Raw genomic sequence first — 14,477 nt, forward strand, 5'->3', positions numbered from 1 at the left:
CTTTTGCAAGTACTTTTTTCATTTTATTGATTTTTCCTTTGCTCAGGCTTCTTATTCAAGCTGTGCCGCATCTCTCGAAACGACTTTATTAATTTACCCCATTTCTGCTCTTCTTGCAAGTTTGCCCCTTCGTTCGCTTTACTTATGAAACGCGTGGTTTAGTTGTAACCACTTCTAAAATTGCATCCCTCAATCGACAATCATTTTCTTAACGCTAAAAGTTTAACGCAACTAATCGTTCGAAATTTGCTCAAATTTTGCCCATTTTTCGTCAAAATTTTTTTGGTTTTTTTCAAAATAAACAAAAAAGTCCACGATCTTCTGATCGTGAACTTGTCTAAATACCATATCTGCGATGAATTTCGCGTTTTTGGTCTCTTTCTTTAATTGTCTGACGCTTGTCATATTCTTTTTTACCTTGACCTACGCCAATTAAAACTTTAGCAAAACCGTGCTTCAAATAAACCTTTAATGGAATAATTGCAATACCACGTTCGGCTTGTGCTTTAGCTAATCGATTAATCTCCTTTTTGTGTAAAAGAAGTCGGCGACTTCTAAGTGGTTCGTGATTATATCGATTGCCTTGCTTATATTCACTAATATGCACGTTCTCCAAAAAAGCCGAGCCATTAATAATCTGCACGTAGCCATCGCGTAAATTGATACGACGGGCACGCACGGACTTAATTTCTGTCCCAGTTAAAGCAATACCAGCTTCATATGTTTCTTTAATGAAATAATCGTGGCGTGCTTTTTTATTCTGTGCAATTAAGTTTTCGTCTTTTTCTTTTTTCATTAAGGTCACTCCTTAATGTTTAAAATTTCTTTGGTTTCTTCTATTATTGCCACGTCCATGACTTCTACGGTCTCCGCGACTATTATAGTTGCCACCACCACGGTGACCATGATCATTATGGAAACCTCTATTGCCACGACGACGGTTATTCATCCCTCTATCACGATGTTTTCTCTTAGGTGCATTAGGGTCATAAACTTCAAAGTCCAATTGATGCTGTTCAACGTTAGCATTAATAAGGGTAACCTTAATTGGCATCCCTATCTTGTATTGTTTATGCGTACCACGGCCCGTCAAAGTCAATGATTTCTCGTTAAAGCTGTAGAAGTCATCAGTTAAGTTAGAAATATGCACTAAGCCTTCAATGGTATTAGGCAGTTGAATAAACATCCCGAAACTAGTAACTGAAGATACTACGGCATCAAAGTGTTCTCCCACTTGATCTGCCATGTATTCTGTCATCTTCAAATCGTTTACTTCACGTTCAGTATCAATTGAACGTCTTTCTTGTGTAGAAGTTTGTTCCGCAACATCTGGCAAATATCCAGCAAAGTGTTTTTGAATGTCTTCACTAGTACCCTTTTCTTGGTACGCATGAATCATTCTGTGTACCATCAAGTCAGAGTATCTTCTAATTGGTGAAGTAAAGTGGGTGTAGTATTTAGCTGCAAGGCCAAAGTGTCCCAAAGCTTCTTCAGAGTATCTGGCCTGCTTTAAACTACGTAACATCATCATTTGCACAACTGCTTCTTCAGGTGTACCAGTTGTCTTAGATACTACTTTTTGCAAATCTAATGGCTTAACGTTCTCTGGGTCTGCATGAATATTTAAGCCAAATGCACTACAGAATTCAAAGAAGTTTCTAATTCTTTCAGAATCTGGAGTTTCGTGAACACGGTATAAGAATGGAACTTGCTTCTTGTAGAAATCTTCTGCGACAGTTTCATTTGCCATTAACATGAAGGACTCGATCATCTTTTCGGCTGTACCGCGTTCGTGAAGAACGATATCAGTTGGCTTGCCTTGATCATCCACAATAATCTTTGCTTCTGGTTCTTCAAAGTCAATCGCACCACGTGCATGACGTTGCTTGTATAAAATAGCATGCAAATCAGCCATTTCAATAAGCATTGGACGTAATTTGACGTATTTATCTTCCAAACCGTCCATGTCGCCCTTCAAGGTTTGGTTAACCTTGTTGTAAGTCATACGTCCATGTGAGCGCATTACAGCAGGATAAATCTTGTAGCCTACTCTCTTACCTTCAGGCGTAATTTCCATGTCACAAGATAAGACAAGACGGTCTACACCTTCATTTAAGGAACAGATACCATTTGAAAGTCTAAATGGCAACATTGGAATAACTCGATCAACCAAGTAAGTACTGTTGCCACGAGCAAAGGCTTCTTCATTCAAAGGAGTATTTTCAGTTACATAGTGAGATACATCCGCAATATGAACTCCTAAATGGTAGTTGCCGTTAGGAAGTTTCCATAAAACTACGGCATCGTCAAAGTCTTTTGAGTCATCCCCATCAATAGTTACGGCAGGTTGATCAGTAATATCTACTCTGCCTTTTTTCTCTTCTTCAGTAACATGGTCTGGAATTGCATTAGCTTGTGCCATTGCATCTTGAGGCCAATCAGTTCTGACATCATGAGCTGAAACAATTGACATAATATCAACGCCAGGATCATTTTTATTACCAATGATCTTGATAACAGCACCTGTCATTGATTCAGGATTATCTTTGTCAGGGTAGTCCTTAATTGATACCTTAACCATGTCGCCCATTTGTGGGATTAAACCATTTTCAGATAAGTAAACACGGTATTTATGTAACTTCTTGTTGTTACTAATAGCATAACCAATGAAATGACTGACTTTTCTTTGTTCATCAGTTAATGGGTGAAATTCACCAACTAAACTTTCAAGGCCACGTTCAAGAATTTCTTCGATTTGTCCTTCTGGGCCCTTACCATTCCATGGGTTGCCCCCAGCTGTAATCTTAACCTTTACTCGGTCGCCATCAACAGCGTATTTAGTATAGTCGGCGGCGATAAAGACATCATCGGCTTCTTCATCATCAAGTTTTACAAAGCCAAAGCCTTTATCATTAGCTCTAAAGTTTCCTTCAACGATGGTATTTTCTTGAGCTAATTTATATTGTCCTTTACCATCTGTAATAATCTTTTTTTCATGCTCTAAAAATGAGAGAGCTTTAATTAATTCAGTAAAATTACCTAATCTATCACGACGTGCTTCTCGTTCGATTTGATCTACACGAAATTGTTTTTGTGGATTATGGCGAAAAATTTCTAAAACACCGGCCAAAATTTTTTCGTTTTGTGCCATGTAATTAATCTCCGATCTTTATTTAATATAAAAAAAAGCCTCCCCATCATACTGATCGGGAGGTACAAAATTTATTTTGAAGACATGTAAGCTAGAATAATAGCAAAGACGAAAAAGAATACCAATAAAACTGAGGTTACTTTTTCCATAAATGCTTCAAAACCACGTTTTTTGGTTTGACCACTAAAAACGGCTCCGCCTGATAAGGCGTTCAATGCATCTTGTTGTTTTTGTGGCTGCATCATTGTTGCAATAACGATTAAAATTGAAACAATGATTAGTAGCGTCATAACTAAATTATACAATGCGCTGCCTCCAATATACACATACGATTTACCTATCAATTTTATCACAAACTGCTATTTTTTGCAGTTATTTTTTTAACTCAGGAGCATCTGTCTTGAAATCTTTCTGAGTTGTCTTCTTATGATTCTTATACCAAAGAGAGGTCTTGCTTGGATCATCATATAGACGTTTTAATGACGGCTCCTTGTTATAATCATAATCTTTAGGTTTCACTTTAGTAAACCACTTAGGACGATAGAACCGCAACAAATTACCGTTAATCACACGATCAGACAGAGAAAGCTGTGTAGTAACCTGATTAGAAATCGAAGTAAGTTTAGTCTTCAACTTCTTATCGGGTTTTATCTTCTGTCCTGTCTTGGTGTCATAATAATTGCTGCCTACTTTAGAGTATTCTGGCGTAATAAAGTCACCATTTCTCTGTGCCACAATTTGAGGCGTATGCTTACTCAACAAATCATAGCCAAATTGAATAGTTCCCTTATCATTTACACCAAGCAAATTAAGCAGTGTTGGCAAAACATCAATTTCACCGCCATAAGTATGGTTAATGCCACCTTTAAGTCCCTTCATATGGAACATCAATGGGACTCTTTGGAATTGTAAATTATCAAAATCATTAAATGACTTCTTCTTAAGCAATTCAGCACTTGCTTTATGGTGGTTGCCTGAGATTCCGTAGTGGTCACCATAGAGAACAACCAAAGTGTTCTTATCAAGACCGGTCTTCTTCATCCACCGCATTAGTTCACCAATGGCTTGATCAAGATAGTGCGCTGTTTGAACATAACCATCAACGGTTTCATCCCCCGTGTTGGTTTTATCAATGGTCTGATTCTTCTTATCAAGTTGATATGGATAGTGGTTCGTTACCGTAATCATCTTCAAATAAAATGGTTGTGGCAAACGTTCAATATACTTGATTGATTGGTCAAAGAAGATCTTATCCTTTAAGCCATAGCCGATGTAATAGCTTGGCTTATTTTTATAAAAGGAAAGTGGCATAAAGTATTGGTAGCCAAATGACTTATAAGCATTATTTCTATTCCAAAATGATCCAGCACCACCATGCATTACAGCAGTAGTATAGCCTGCTTCTTGATGCAAAATTGCTGGGGCACTTTCAAAAGTATTGGAAGTACCATAAGTAGACATTGCAGAGCCTGATTGCAAACCATACAGTGAGTTCTCAAGCATCATTTCTGCATCGGAAGTCTTACCTTGACCTACTTGATTAAAGAAATTATCAAAACTAATAGTATCTTTTTGATGATAGATCTTATTCAAGTTAGGCGTTACTTCTTTACCCTTCCACTTATAGCCAATCAAAAATTGCTGGAAACTTTCTAGGTGAATGATTAAAACATTCTTTCCTTTAGCTACGCCAGTATATTCAGGATTTGGTTTAACATAATTGGCTTTCAAATAGTTTCTAACAGAGCGTAAGTCAGAAACATTAGCCTTAGCCATCTGCGCACTAGTCTGCGCTGTCTTATAGCCGTCATAAACGGCATATTCATTGATTCCCAAATATTTAACAATGTAGTTATTATCAAAAGTTCTTGTTAAAAGACCTGAACGATCCTTTTGAGCCATTAACAGATTTAATCCCATTAGACTAGCTGCTAAAAGTTCAATTAAAAGATTTACCTTAAGCTTCAAAGGACGAACGTCTATCTTGATAACTTTCGTAAGCAGCAATGCAATAACTATCGCGATATCAGCAAAGGCCAAGAAATCACTTGCTAAAGTTATCCCTGCAATACTTTTTCCTAAATTATCTGAAGTTGAACCTGATGTCTTAATGATTGAAAATGACAAAAAGTTTGAAAACTCTCGGTAATAAAGAATATTTGAAAAAAGCCATAGTGTCAGGATGAAATCAATTATCAAAACTATCCAATACGATTTCCGCCCTTTAAAGAACAATCCGATTCCTAAAAGGAGCATCCCTGAAGGAATAGGATTAATTAAGAGCAAAAATTGCTGCATTGGACCAACTGCACCTAAATTAAACTTGGTCAAATAAATAAAGTATGTTTTCAGCCAAAATAAAACTAAAACAATCGTAAAAAATCCAAGTTTGGTTTGCGTTAGCCATTTAAAAAAAGACTTGATACGTTCCATTGCTCTCTCCTCTCGTTACGGTATTTTATCTTACTACGGATTTGAGCAAGACTCATTTCTTTTAATAAAAATTAATTACTTTCTGTACTTTTTATCTTTTTCGGCTTAAAAATCCAACCGAAAATTCCTAAAATCATACCGAAAAAGTAAGTTGCAAAACGCCAAACAAACATTGCAAGAATTAAAGCACCATGCGATGAAACAAAAGTAGAAAACAATGTTTGGAAACTATATTCCGCTCCACCTGAAGCACCAGGAATTGGAATAATTGCCATAAACATAATAACCATAATATTCATCTGCGTGACGCTGCTCCATGAACATGGAACATTCAATGCTGTCAGCACCATAAACGGGATCGAGTAAAAGAACAATAACTGTAAAACAGTTAAAATGGACGAAATTATTAGTTTATTCTTTTCTTTTTTGAGTTTTTGACTTTCTGCATAAAACGTATCGATTTTTTCTAAAGTAGCTGTACGCCATTTTTCAACACGTTCCTTTTTCATAAATTTGCCTAATAAATCCATCACCCAATTAGTTGCTCTTTTGGTAAAACGGTAGGCAAACATAATCGCGAGTAAGAAAATGATCGAACTAATATGAATTAAAAAGCCAATCGCTATAAATACAGCTAGGCCGGCAAACTTAGTCATTACTGTATGGAAGCCAAAAATAATCGTAAAGACGTAGGCGAAGAACACAACTATCTGATAAATGATAAATTTCATTAACAAGATAGATGTTGAACGTCCACCTTCCATGCCCATTTGGATCATTGCAGCAAGTTGCGAAGGTTGGCCCCCTGTCGACATTGGCGTAATCGCATTAAATAAAGCTTGAATAATAGGAATACGCAAAAAAGACCAGGCCGATCGTTTAGGCTCATCTTTACGATGGGCCAAAGTTGCCAATATTCCAGCTTCACAAACATAGGATAAAAGCATTAGACCGAACACCATTATCAATGCCCAAATATTGAGGCCATGAGCTGCTCCCAATATCTCTGATAATGGCGTAGATTTTAAGTCCGTATATAGAACAAAGGCACTGATTGCCAAAACAATCAGAACGCCCCATAAATGTTTTTTATTCATTAGCGAATTTGCCCTAATTCTTTTCCTAATTTGTATTGCTCATGATAAAACTCATTCCAAATTTTAGCTAATCGTTCCTCAGAATATTCTTGACTAGCTTTATTGGACAATTCACTATACTTCTTTAATAATTGTGAATCTTTTACAGCTTTCTGCAAAACTTGATTCATTTCGCCGAAGTCTTTACCGCTCATATAATATCCGTCAATAATTGCCTTATACAAATCAAGGTCACGCAGCAAAACTGGCGTACCACAGCTAAATGCTTCTAAGACAGACATTGGGAACAATTCATCATATGATGGTAAGACAAACAAGTCAGCAATGTTCAGGTAATTAACCAACTTAGCACGATCAACTAGTCCGGCAAAAGTTAAGTTCTTAGGTGGATTGTCGACCATCTGCTTGTAGTGATCATATCCATCCGTAATTTTGCCAAATGAAAAGCCACCAGCCCAAATAAATTGCACATCAGGATTAGCTTCAGCCATTTTAACAAAATCATCAATACCCTTACGTTCTTGAACTTGTCCGTCGCCAAACACAACGAATTTATCAAGTGGAATACCTAGTTCATGACGAAAAGCATTTTTACTTGCAAGTGATTCTTCGTAAAACTCTTCCTTAGAAACAAAATTAGGAATGTATTTTACCTTGTCACGATCAATGCCATAATCAACCAATTTATCAATAAAAATTGGATTAACTACAACGATTTGATCCATTCGTTGATAAAAATCAATTACGTAATTATAAAAGACCTTTTTAGCAACACCAGGTAACTTAATAGAACCTTCAAGCGTATCAGGTAAAAAGTGTACATAGCCTATTTTTCTACCACGAGCTGGTGAAAAGCTGTTGGCATAGTAAGTTGGATTAATTGTATGGTAGTGGGTCAAATCACTATTACCATATTTATTAATCGTTACATAAAATTCATCTACTAAATGCGTTCTCAGCAATTTGATTAATTCATTATAAGCAGAGCCAACACCCTGACCCTTAACTGAATCTGCTTGCGAGAACATATTAATTCTAATCATCTACATCCTCTTTTTATAAATCTTCGTGCTTAGGCTGATAATTATCAATTGCATATTGATAAAAATTATATACATCTGTAGCAAATTGATCAGAGGAAATTTTTTGCAATTTATTTTGTAAAACTTCCTGAGGAATTTTTCTGCGCCCTTTTTTAAGCAATTCAATAATTTCTTCTAGCATTTCTTTTTGAGTAGTGAAGGTACGACCGAAAATTTCTTTATCAAAAATATTCTCTGTGTAATCAGTATCATAAACTACACATGGAGTACCAGCAGCTAATGCTTCAATATAAGTAAGCCCTTGAGTTTCTGTATCACTGGCCGAAACAAAAAGATCTGCCATGCGGTAATAGTTGCCGACATCGCCGTGTTCAACGTTCCCGGCAAAAATCACATAATCTTCCAAAGTTAAACGTTCTACTTGATCTTTTAGAACATCAACATCTGGTCCATCACCAGCAATCACAAATTTAACATTTGGAAATTCTTCAATAATATCGGGCATCACATTTAAAATATGATTTATTTTCTTTTCAGCTGCAATTCTACTCAATGTCAAGATTACTGGCACATCCTTAGCAATGCCTAAATCTTTTCGCACATCACGTTTTGCGTCGCAATTTATTCCCTGAATATCTACGCCAGTAGGAATAACTCTAATAGGAATTTGTACGCCATAACGGTGCAACAAATCTTCTACTCGACCACTAGGGGCGATACAGCCATCCATATTTTTCAAATAGCTTTTTACAAATTGTTTAACATGGTATGGACGAAGTAAGTGACCATTAAGAATGTAGTGCAAGTAATCTTCATACATTGTGTGGTATGTATGAATAGCGGGAATATCTAATTGGTGAGCTACATATTTTCCAATACTTCCCAAGGCAAATTCGGTTTGTGTATGAACAATATCCAAATTTACTTCTTTAGCAACCTTTGTAGCTTCGAACAACCCTCTAAAGGCTATTCTTCTATCGGTAAACGAAACAAACGGTATGCTGCTAAAACGAAAGACATTTGGCTCCACTGTCCCTTTTTTTACATTTGGATCTGTTGTGGTAAAAATAAATACATTATGCCCCTGTCTTTCCAAGGCGTCTTTTAACGTCTTTATTGAAGTAGCCACGCCACTTATCTGGGGAAAATATGTATCGGTATAAAGACCAATATTCATTTAAATACCTCCATATTTAGCATTATAAAGATTACTCAAACTATGTGCAATTTTAAATACTAAATTAATAACATATCTTAACAAAAAAAAGCGATCCAACTTAATGGATCGCTTATAAAAGATAGCGGTGATCGGGGTCGAACCGATACGTCCGTAATGGACACCAGATTTTGAGTCTGACGCGTCTGCCAATTCCGCCACACCGCCATAATATTAATTTTTAAATAATCAACTTATTCGGTTGATAAGGCGGAGGTCGGACTCGAACCGACGATTAAGGTTTTGCAGACCTCTGCCTTACCACTTGGCTACACCGCCATAAGTTATAAAATTATTTAGAATTGGGATAGCTGGATTCGAACCAGCGCATGTTAGAGTCAAAGTCTAATGCCTTACCACTTGGCTATATCCCAATACTAGGGCGGAATGTGGGATTCGAACCCACGCATGCCGGATCCACAAACCGGTGTGTTAACCCCTTCACCAATTCCGCCATGAAGGTAAACAGGGATAGTAGGAATTGAACCCACATCAGCGGTTTTGGAGACCGATGTACTACCATTATACGATATCCCTATTATGGAGGAGGGTGGATTCGAACCGCCGAACTCAGAGAGAGCGGTTTTACAGACCGCCGCGTTTAGCCACTTCGCTACTCCTCCAGCTTGATGGCGCGGGACGGAATCGAACCGCCGACACAAGGAGCTTCAATCCTTTGCTCTACCAACTGAGCTACCGAGCCATCTTACGGTCCATGTGGGATTTGAACCCACGATCTCCTCCGTGACAGGGAGGCGAGATAAACCACTGCTCCAATGGACCAAATTGCGGGAGCTGGATTTGAACCAACGACCTTCGGGTTATGAGCCCGACGAGCTACCAGACTGCTCCATCCCGCGATAATATTAAGGAGGATGTGGGATTTGAACCCACGCGCGGCATAACCGCCTAACGGTTTTCAAAACCGTCCCCTTAAGCCACTTGGGTAATCCTCCATTAGCTTAATGCCAAAATATATTAAACTGGCAAATGACCCGTACGGGATTTGAACCCATGTTACGGCCGTGAAAGGGCCGTGTCTTAACCACTTGACCAACGGGTCATGTCTCCTAATCAAGAGCACCTAATTATAATACCGAATCAAGTCTTAAAAGTCAAGTGCTTTTTTAACTTTCTTTCAAAACTCAATTGCTTAGGCGATCTCTCAATCACAACGTATTTAATATTAATAGATATGCAGCTGAAATGCAAGTACTTTTTTTATTTTTTTGCAAAAAAGTGCAAATACGCTGTAATAGAGACATTACACCACTACTTTTATACTTCATTTTCGTCGGCATGTAATATGTATTCATATCAACTGATGTAGTTAATTTCAAATTCATCTAAACAACTTTTACTGTTTTAGTTTTGCTTTTCTTGTCTACCCTCTTCATTACTTTTCTAAAATGACTATTTAGACATAAAAAAACTTAAATATTTTTTCTGCACCCTGGGAAGAAATAATCAATGTCTTATTTTTATTGTCTATGACGTCTTATACTTCTTCGACCATTCTATTAGGCCATACACTATTTGCAGGCTTATCTTCACCTATTTTTGACTCTGTCAAATTATCTTGATCATACTGTTTGATTAACTAACGCACAACCAGAAATTAGATTAGAACATCAATAATTGCAGAACAATAACCTTCTGCTTCCGTCAAACCAAAATACATCTAAGTTAATAGGCGACTATTAGAATTTAATATCTCTAAAGTTTGTTCGCGCTAATTCTTTGACTAACGGAGCATCAGCAGGTGCCCAATTTAATTTCTGAACTTCATCAGCGGATAACCATTCCACCTCACTATGAGCAACAAGATCAAAATTATTCGTTAACAATTTTGCAAAGAAAACTGTTAATTTAACTATTCCAAAATCATATTCATAACTTACTGTTTCACCCAATTGTGGTCCAATTTGTACTTCATCATGGAATTCCTCTTTAAGTTCTCTTTTAGCGGCTTCCTGAGGTGTCTCGCCCTTCTCTATCTTTCCACCGGGAAACTCCCACATTCCGCCTACTAATCGATCAGCATTGCGTTTTCCGGCCAATACTTTATTTTTATCTTGATCTATAATTGCTACACCTGCAACTTTGATAATTTTCTTTGCCATTTTATTCTCCTAAATGTTCTTAATTGTATTCTACACTAATCAATCCTTAGGAAATAATATGTTTCAGCCAGATAAAAAAGACCTAGTCTTGATACTCTATTTCAAAACTAGGTCTACTATTTATTTTTAGCAACAAAAAAGCTCGATAAACGAGCTTCAAATAATATTACGGAGACTGAGAGATTCGAACCCTCGCACCGGAATAACCCGATCTACACCCTTAGCAGGGGCGCCTCTTCAGCCACTTGAGTAAGTCTCCAATGGGCCTAAATGGACTTGAACCATCGACCTCACGCTTATCAGGCGTGCGCTCTAAACCAGCTGAGCTATAGGCCCATAAAAGCGGGTAACGAGAATCGGACTCGCGACTAAAGCTTGGAAGGCTTTCGTTTTACCACTAAACTATACCCGCACCTAATATAAAAAAATGAGTGGCGCGGGACGGAATCGAACCGCCGACACAAGGAGCTTCAATCCTTTGCTCTACCAACTGAGCTACCGAGCCATCTTACGGTCCATGTGGGATTTGAACCCACGATCTCCTCCGTGACAGGGAGGCGAGATAAACCACTGCTCCAATGGACCAAATTGCGGGAGCTGGATTTGAACCAACGACCTTCGGGTTATGAGCCCGACGAGCTACCAGACTGCTCCATCCCGCGATAATTATTAAACTATCCGTAATTAATGGACCTTGTAGGACTCGAACCTACGACAAGACGGTTATGAGCCGTCTGCTCTAACCAACTGAGCTAAAGGTCCAAGTTTACAATATAGCGGCGGGGGGGATCGAACCCTCGACCTCCCGGGTATGAACCGGACGCTCTAGCCAGCTGAGCTACACCGCCAAAATATGTAACTAATTACCATTAGATACAATCGGGAAAACAGGATTCGAACCTGCGACCCCCTGGTCCCAAACCAGGTGCTCTACCAAACTGAGCCATTTCCCGTTATATGCGCCCTGAAGGATTTGAACCTTCAACCTTCTGATTCGTAGTCAGACACTCTATCCAGTTGCGCTAAGGGCGCATCATCAATGCCGGGGATCGGAGTCGAACCGATACGGTTGAAACCAACCGCGGGATTTTAAGTCCCGTGCGTCTACCAATTCCGCCACTCCGGCGTGTTGATGAAAGCGGAAGACGGGATTCGAACCCGCGACCCCCACCATGGCAAGGTGATGTTCTACCACTGAACTACTTCCGCAAAATATAAATGCCGATTATACGACTTGAACGTACGACCCCCTGTTTACAAGACAGATGCTCTACCAACTGAGCTAAATCGGCAAAATGTCAACATGTGGTTGGCAATACGGGTGGTGGGACTTGAACCCACACGTCCGAAAACACTAGAACCTAAATCTAGCGCGTCTGCCAATTCCGCCACACCCGCAAATATAGGGTCATGAGCCGTGAGGGACTTGAACCCTCGACCCACGGATTAAAAGTCCGTTGCTCTACCAACTGAGCTAACGACTCGATGGAGGATACAGGGCTCGAACCTGTGACCTCCTGCTTGTAAGGCAGATGCTCTCCCAGCTGAGCTAATCCTCCATGAGCACGGCAGCTTCCTTTCCTCGCAGGCAGTTGCCCACCAACTACTTTCGGCGTTAAGAAGCTTAACTTCTGTGTTCGGCATGGGAACAGGTGTATCCTTCTTGCTTTCGCCACCGTACTCTTTTGAGCTACTACGCTCAAAACTAAACATAATCTTTCGCAAAAAACCTTTTCAGATCGCTTCGCTTTGGTCAAGTCCTCGACTGATTAGTACTGGTCCGCTCCATTCTTCACAGAACTTCCACTCCCAGCCTATCTACCTCATCGTCTCTGAGGTGTCTTACTGCTTACGCAAAGGAAATCTCATCTTGAGGGGGGCTTCGCACTTAGATGCTTTCAGCGCTTATCCCTTCCGCACATAGCTACCCAGCGATGCTCCTGGCGGAACAACTGGTACACCAGCGGTGCGTCCATCCCGGTCCTCTCGTACTAAGGACAGCTCCTCTCAAATTTCCTACGCCCACGACGGATAGGGACCGAACTGTCTCACGACGTTCTGAACCCAGCTCGCGTGCCGCTTTAATGGGCGAACAGCCCAACCCTTGGGACCGACTTCAGCCCCAGGATGCGACGAGCCGACATCGAGGTGCCAAACCTCCCCGTCGATGTGAACTCTTGGGGGAGATAAGCCTGTTATCCCCAGGGTAGCTTTTATCCGTTGAGTGATGGCCCTTCCATACGGTACCACCAGATCACTAAGCCCGACTTTCGTCCCTGCTCGAGTTGTCTCTCTCGCAGTCAAGCTCCCTTATACCTTTACACTCTGCGAATGATTTCCAACCATTCTGAGGGAACCTTTGGGCGCCTCCGTTACACTTTAGGAGGCGACCGCCCCAGTCAAACTGCCCACCTGACACTGTCCCTGGCCTGGCTTACAGGTCGAGGTTAGAGCATCCTTCAAACAAGGGTAGTATCCCAACATTGCCTCCTGCAAGACTAGCGTCCTGCATTCCTTGGCTCCTACCTATCCTGTACATGTTTAAAAGATACTCAATATCAAGCTACAGTGAAGCTCCATGGGGTCTTTCCGTCCTGTCGCGGGTAACCCGCATCTTCACGGGTATTATAATTTCACCGAGTCTCTCGTTGAGACAGTGCCCAAATCATTACACCTTTCGTGCAGGTCGGAACTTACCCGACAAGGAATTTCGCTACCTTAGGACCGTTATAGTTACGGCCGCCGTTTACTGGGGCTTCAATTCAAACCTTCGCTTGCGCTAAGCTCTCCTCTTAACCTTCCAGCACCGGGCAGGTGTCAGCCTCTATACGTCATCTTACGATTTTGCAGAGACCTGTGTTTTTGATAAACAGTTGTTTGGGCCTATTCACTGCGGCTAACCACTCTCATGGCCAGCACCCCTTCTTCCGAAGTTACGGGGTCATTTTGCCGAGTTCCTTAACGAGAGTTCTCTCGCTCACCTTAGTGTTCTCCACTCGACTACCTGTGTCGGTTTGCGGTACGGGTATGTTCTCTCTGGCTAGAAGCTTTTCTTGGCAGTGTGACTACATCACCTTCGCTACTTTTACTTCGCTACTCATCACAGCTCATGTTGCTGGTTAGAAGCATTTGACTCTTAACCGCACTCGCTGCTTGAACATCGATCCAGCTCGATGCGTGTTTCGCCTCCTGCGTCCCTCCATTGCTCATAACGATTGAACACAGTACAGGAATCTCTACCTGTTATCCATCGACTACGCCTCTCGGCCTTGCCTTAGGTCCCGACTTACCCTGGGCGGACGAGCCTGCCCCAGGAAACCTTAGTCTTTCGGCGGATAGGATTCTCACCTATCTTTCGCTACTCATACCGGCATTCTCACTTCTAAGCGCTCCAACTATCCTCTCGATTAGCCT

At 40.2% G+C, this 14,477-nt stretch carries 8 protein-coding genes, 27 tRNA genes and 2 rRNA genes; all 37 read right to left on the reverse strand.

Annotation, left to right across the window (positions count from 1 at the left end; all coding sequences use genetic code 11):
* Window positions 1–337: 337 nt before the first annotated feature.
* Window positions 338–796, reverse strand: coding sequence for an SsrA-binding protein SmpB (gene smpB, locus WS44_RS06645; protein WP_013641556.1), 459 nt, complete (start codon window positions 794–796; stop codon window positions 338–340).
* A 12-nt stretch (window positions 797–808) separates the two neighbouring features.
* Window positions 809–3,151, reverse strand: a complete 2,343-nt coding sequence (gene rnr, locus WS44_RS06650) for a ribonuclease R (RefSeq protein WP_013437273.1) — start codon at window positions 3,149–3,151, stop codon at window positions 809–811.
* A gap of 71 nt (window positions 3,152–3,222) precedes the next feature.
* The gene (secG, locus tag WS44_RS06655) at window positions 3,223–3,456 is read right to left on the reverse strand and encodes a preprotein translocase subunit SecG (protein WP_013437272.1); all 234 of its coding nucleotides are present in this window, start codon (window positions 3,454–3,456) and stop codon (window positions 3,223–3,225) included.
* A 67-nt stretch (window positions 3,457–3,523) separates the two neighbouring features.
* On the reverse strand, window positions 3,524–5,584 hold the full coding sequence (locus tag WS44_RS06660) for an LTA synthase family protein (protein ID WP_013437271.1): 2,061 nt from the start codon (window positions 5,582–5,584) through the stop codon (window positions 3,524–3,526).
* Between the two features lie 71 nt (window positions 5,585–5,655).
* A complete protein-coding gene (locus WS44_RS06665) occupies window positions 5,656–6,681 on the reverse strand; it encodes a lysylphosphatidylglycerol synthase transmembrane domain-containing protein (protein WP_013641554.1) in 1,026 nt (341 codons plus the stop codon).
* On the reverse strand, window positions 6,681–7,724 hold the full coding sequence (locus WS44_RS06670) for a glycosyltransferase family 4 protein (protein WP_046433796.1): 1,044 nt from the start codon (window positions 7,722–7,724) through the stop codon (window positions 6,681–6,683). The genes WS44_RS06665 and WS44_RS06670 overlap by 1 nt, the downstream gene beginning before the upstream one ends.
* A 13-nt stretch (window positions 7,725–7,737) precedes the next feature.
* The gene (locus WS44_RS06675; protein WP_013641552.1) at window positions 7,738–8,901 is read right to left on the reverse strand and encodes a glycosyltransferase family 4 protein; all 1,164 of its coding nucleotides are present in this window, start codon (window positions 8,899–8,901) and stop codon (window positions 7,738–7,740) included.
* 122 nt (window positions 8,902–9,023) lie between these two features.
* Window positions 9,024–9,108, reverse strand: a tRNA-Leu gene (locus WS44_RS06680).
* 40 nt (window positions 9,109–9,148) lie between these two features.
* A tRNA-Cys gene (locus WS44_RS06685) sits at window positions 9,149–9,219 on the reverse strand.
* Window positions 9,220–9,242: 23 nt separating this feature from the next.
* Window positions 9,243–9,314 (reverse strand) — tRNA-Gln (locus tag WS44_RS06690).
* A gap of 7 nt (window positions 9,315–9,321) precedes the next feature.
* Window positions 9,322–9,394: transfer RNA gene (locus WS44_RS06695), tRNA-His, on the reverse strand.
* 12 nt (window positions 9,395–9,406) lie between these two features.
* Window positions 9,407–9,477: transfer RNA gene (locus WS44_RS06700), tRNA-Trp, on the reverse strand.
* Window positions 9,478–9,481: 4 nt separating this feature from the next.
* Window positions 9,482–9,563: transfer RNA gene (locus tag WS44_RS06705), tRNA-Tyr, on the reverse strand.
* 7 nt (window positions 9,564–9,570) lie between these two features.
* A tRNA-Phe gene (locus tag WS44_RS06710) sits at window positions 9,571–9,643 on the reverse strand.
* A 6-nt stretch (window positions 9,644–9,649) separates the two neighbouring features.
* Window positions 9,650–9,723 (reverse strand) — tRNA-Asp (locus WS44_RS06715).
* 3 nt (window positions 9,724–9,726) lie between these two features.
* A tRNA-Met gene (locus WS44_RS06720) sits at window positions 9,727–9,800 on the reverse strand.
* A gap of 9 nt (window positions 9,801–9,809) precedes the next feature.
* Window positions 9,810–9,896, reverse strand: a tRNA-Ser gene (locus tag WS44_RS06725).
* A gap of 35 nt (window positions 9,897–9,931) precedes the next feature.
* Window positions 9,932–10,003 (reverse strand) — tRNA-Glu (locus WS44_RS06730).
* 637 nt (window positions 10,004–10,640) lie between these two features.
* On the reverse strand, window positions 10,641–11,063 hold the full coding sequence (locus WS44_RS06735) for a (deoxy)nucleoside triphosphate pyrophosphohydrolase (RefSeq protein WP_013437267.1): 423 nt from the start codon (window positions 11,061–11,063) through the stop codon (window positions 10,641–10,643).
* A gap of 169 nt (window positions 11,064–11,232) precedes the next feature.
* A tRNA-Ser gene (locus WS44_RS06740) sits at window positions 11,233–11,322 on the reverse strand.
* Window positions 11,323–11,324: 2 nt separating this feature from the next.
* A tRNA-Ile gene (locus WS44_RS06745) sits at window positions 11,325–11,399 on the reverse strand.
* A gap of 5 nt (window positions 11,400–11,404) precedes the next feature.
* A tRNA-Gly gene (locus tag WS44_RS06750) sits at window positions 11,405–11,475 on the reverse strand.
* A 20-nt stretch (window positions 11,476–11,495) separates the two neighbouring features.
* Window positions 11,496–11,568: transfer RNA gene (locus WS44_RS06755), tRNA-Phe, on the reverse strand.
* 6 nt (window positions 11,569–11,574) lie between these two features.
* Window positions 11,575–11,648: transfer RNA gene (locus WS44_RS06760), tRNA-Asp, on the reverse strand.
* Window positions 11,649–11,651: 3 nt separating this feature from the next.
* Window positions 11,652–11,725, reverse strand: a tRNA-Met gene (locus WS44_RS06765).
* A gap of 26 nt (window positions 11,726–11,751) precedes the next feature.
* Window positions 11,752–11,825, reverse strand: a tRNA-Ile gene (locus tag WS44_RS06770).
* Window positions 11,826–11,837: 12 nt separating this feature from the next.
* Window positions 11,838–11,911, reverse strand: a tRNA-Met gene (locus WS44_RS06775).
* 31 nt (window positions 11,912–11,942) lie between these two features.
* Window positions 11,943–12,016, reverse strand: a tRNA-Pro gene (locus WS44_RS06780).
* Between the two features lie 5 nt (window positions 12,017–12,021).
* Window positions 12,022–12,095 (reverse strand) — tRNA-Arg (locus tag WS44_RS06785).
* Between the two features lie 8 nt (window positions 12,096–12,103).
* A tRNA-Leu gene (locus WS44_RS06790) sits at window positions 12,104–12,189 on the reverse strand.
* A gap of 11 nt (window positions 12,190–12,200) precedes the next feature.
* Window positions 12,201–12,272: transfer RNA gene (locus tag WS44_RS06795), tRNA-Gly, on the reverse strand.
* Between the two features lie 10 nt (window positions 12,273–12,282).
* Window positions 12,283–12,355 (reverse strand) — tRNA-Thr (locus WS44_RS06800).
* Window positions 12,356–12,379: 24 nt separating this feature from the next.
* Window positions 12,380–12,461 (reverse strand) — tRNA-Leu (locus WS44_RS06805).
* Window positions 12,462–12,474: 13 nt separating this feature from the next.
* Window positions 12,475–12,547: transfer RNA gene (locus WS44_RS06810), tRNA-Lys, on the reverse strand.
* A gap of 2 nt (window positions 12,548–12,549) precedes the next feature.
* Window positions 12,550–12,622: transfer RNA gene (locus WS44_RS06815), tRNA-Val, on the reverse strand.
* A gap of 4 nt (window positions 12,623–12,626) precedes the next feature.
* A 5S ribosomal RNA gene (gene rrf / locus WS44_RS06820) occupies window positions 12,627–12,743 on the reverse strand.
* A 69-nt stretch (window positions 12,744–12,812) separates the two neighbouring features.
* Window positions 12,813–14,477, reverse strand: a 23S ribosomal RNA gene (locus WS44_RS06825); the annotation flags it as partial.

The sequence above is a fragment of the Lactobacillus sp. N54.MGS-719 genome (genome assembly GCF_000980505.1).
Taxonomy (GTDB): domain Bacteria; phylum Bacillota; class Bacilli; order Lactobacillales; family Lactobacillaceae; genus Lactobacillus; species Lactobacillus amylovorus.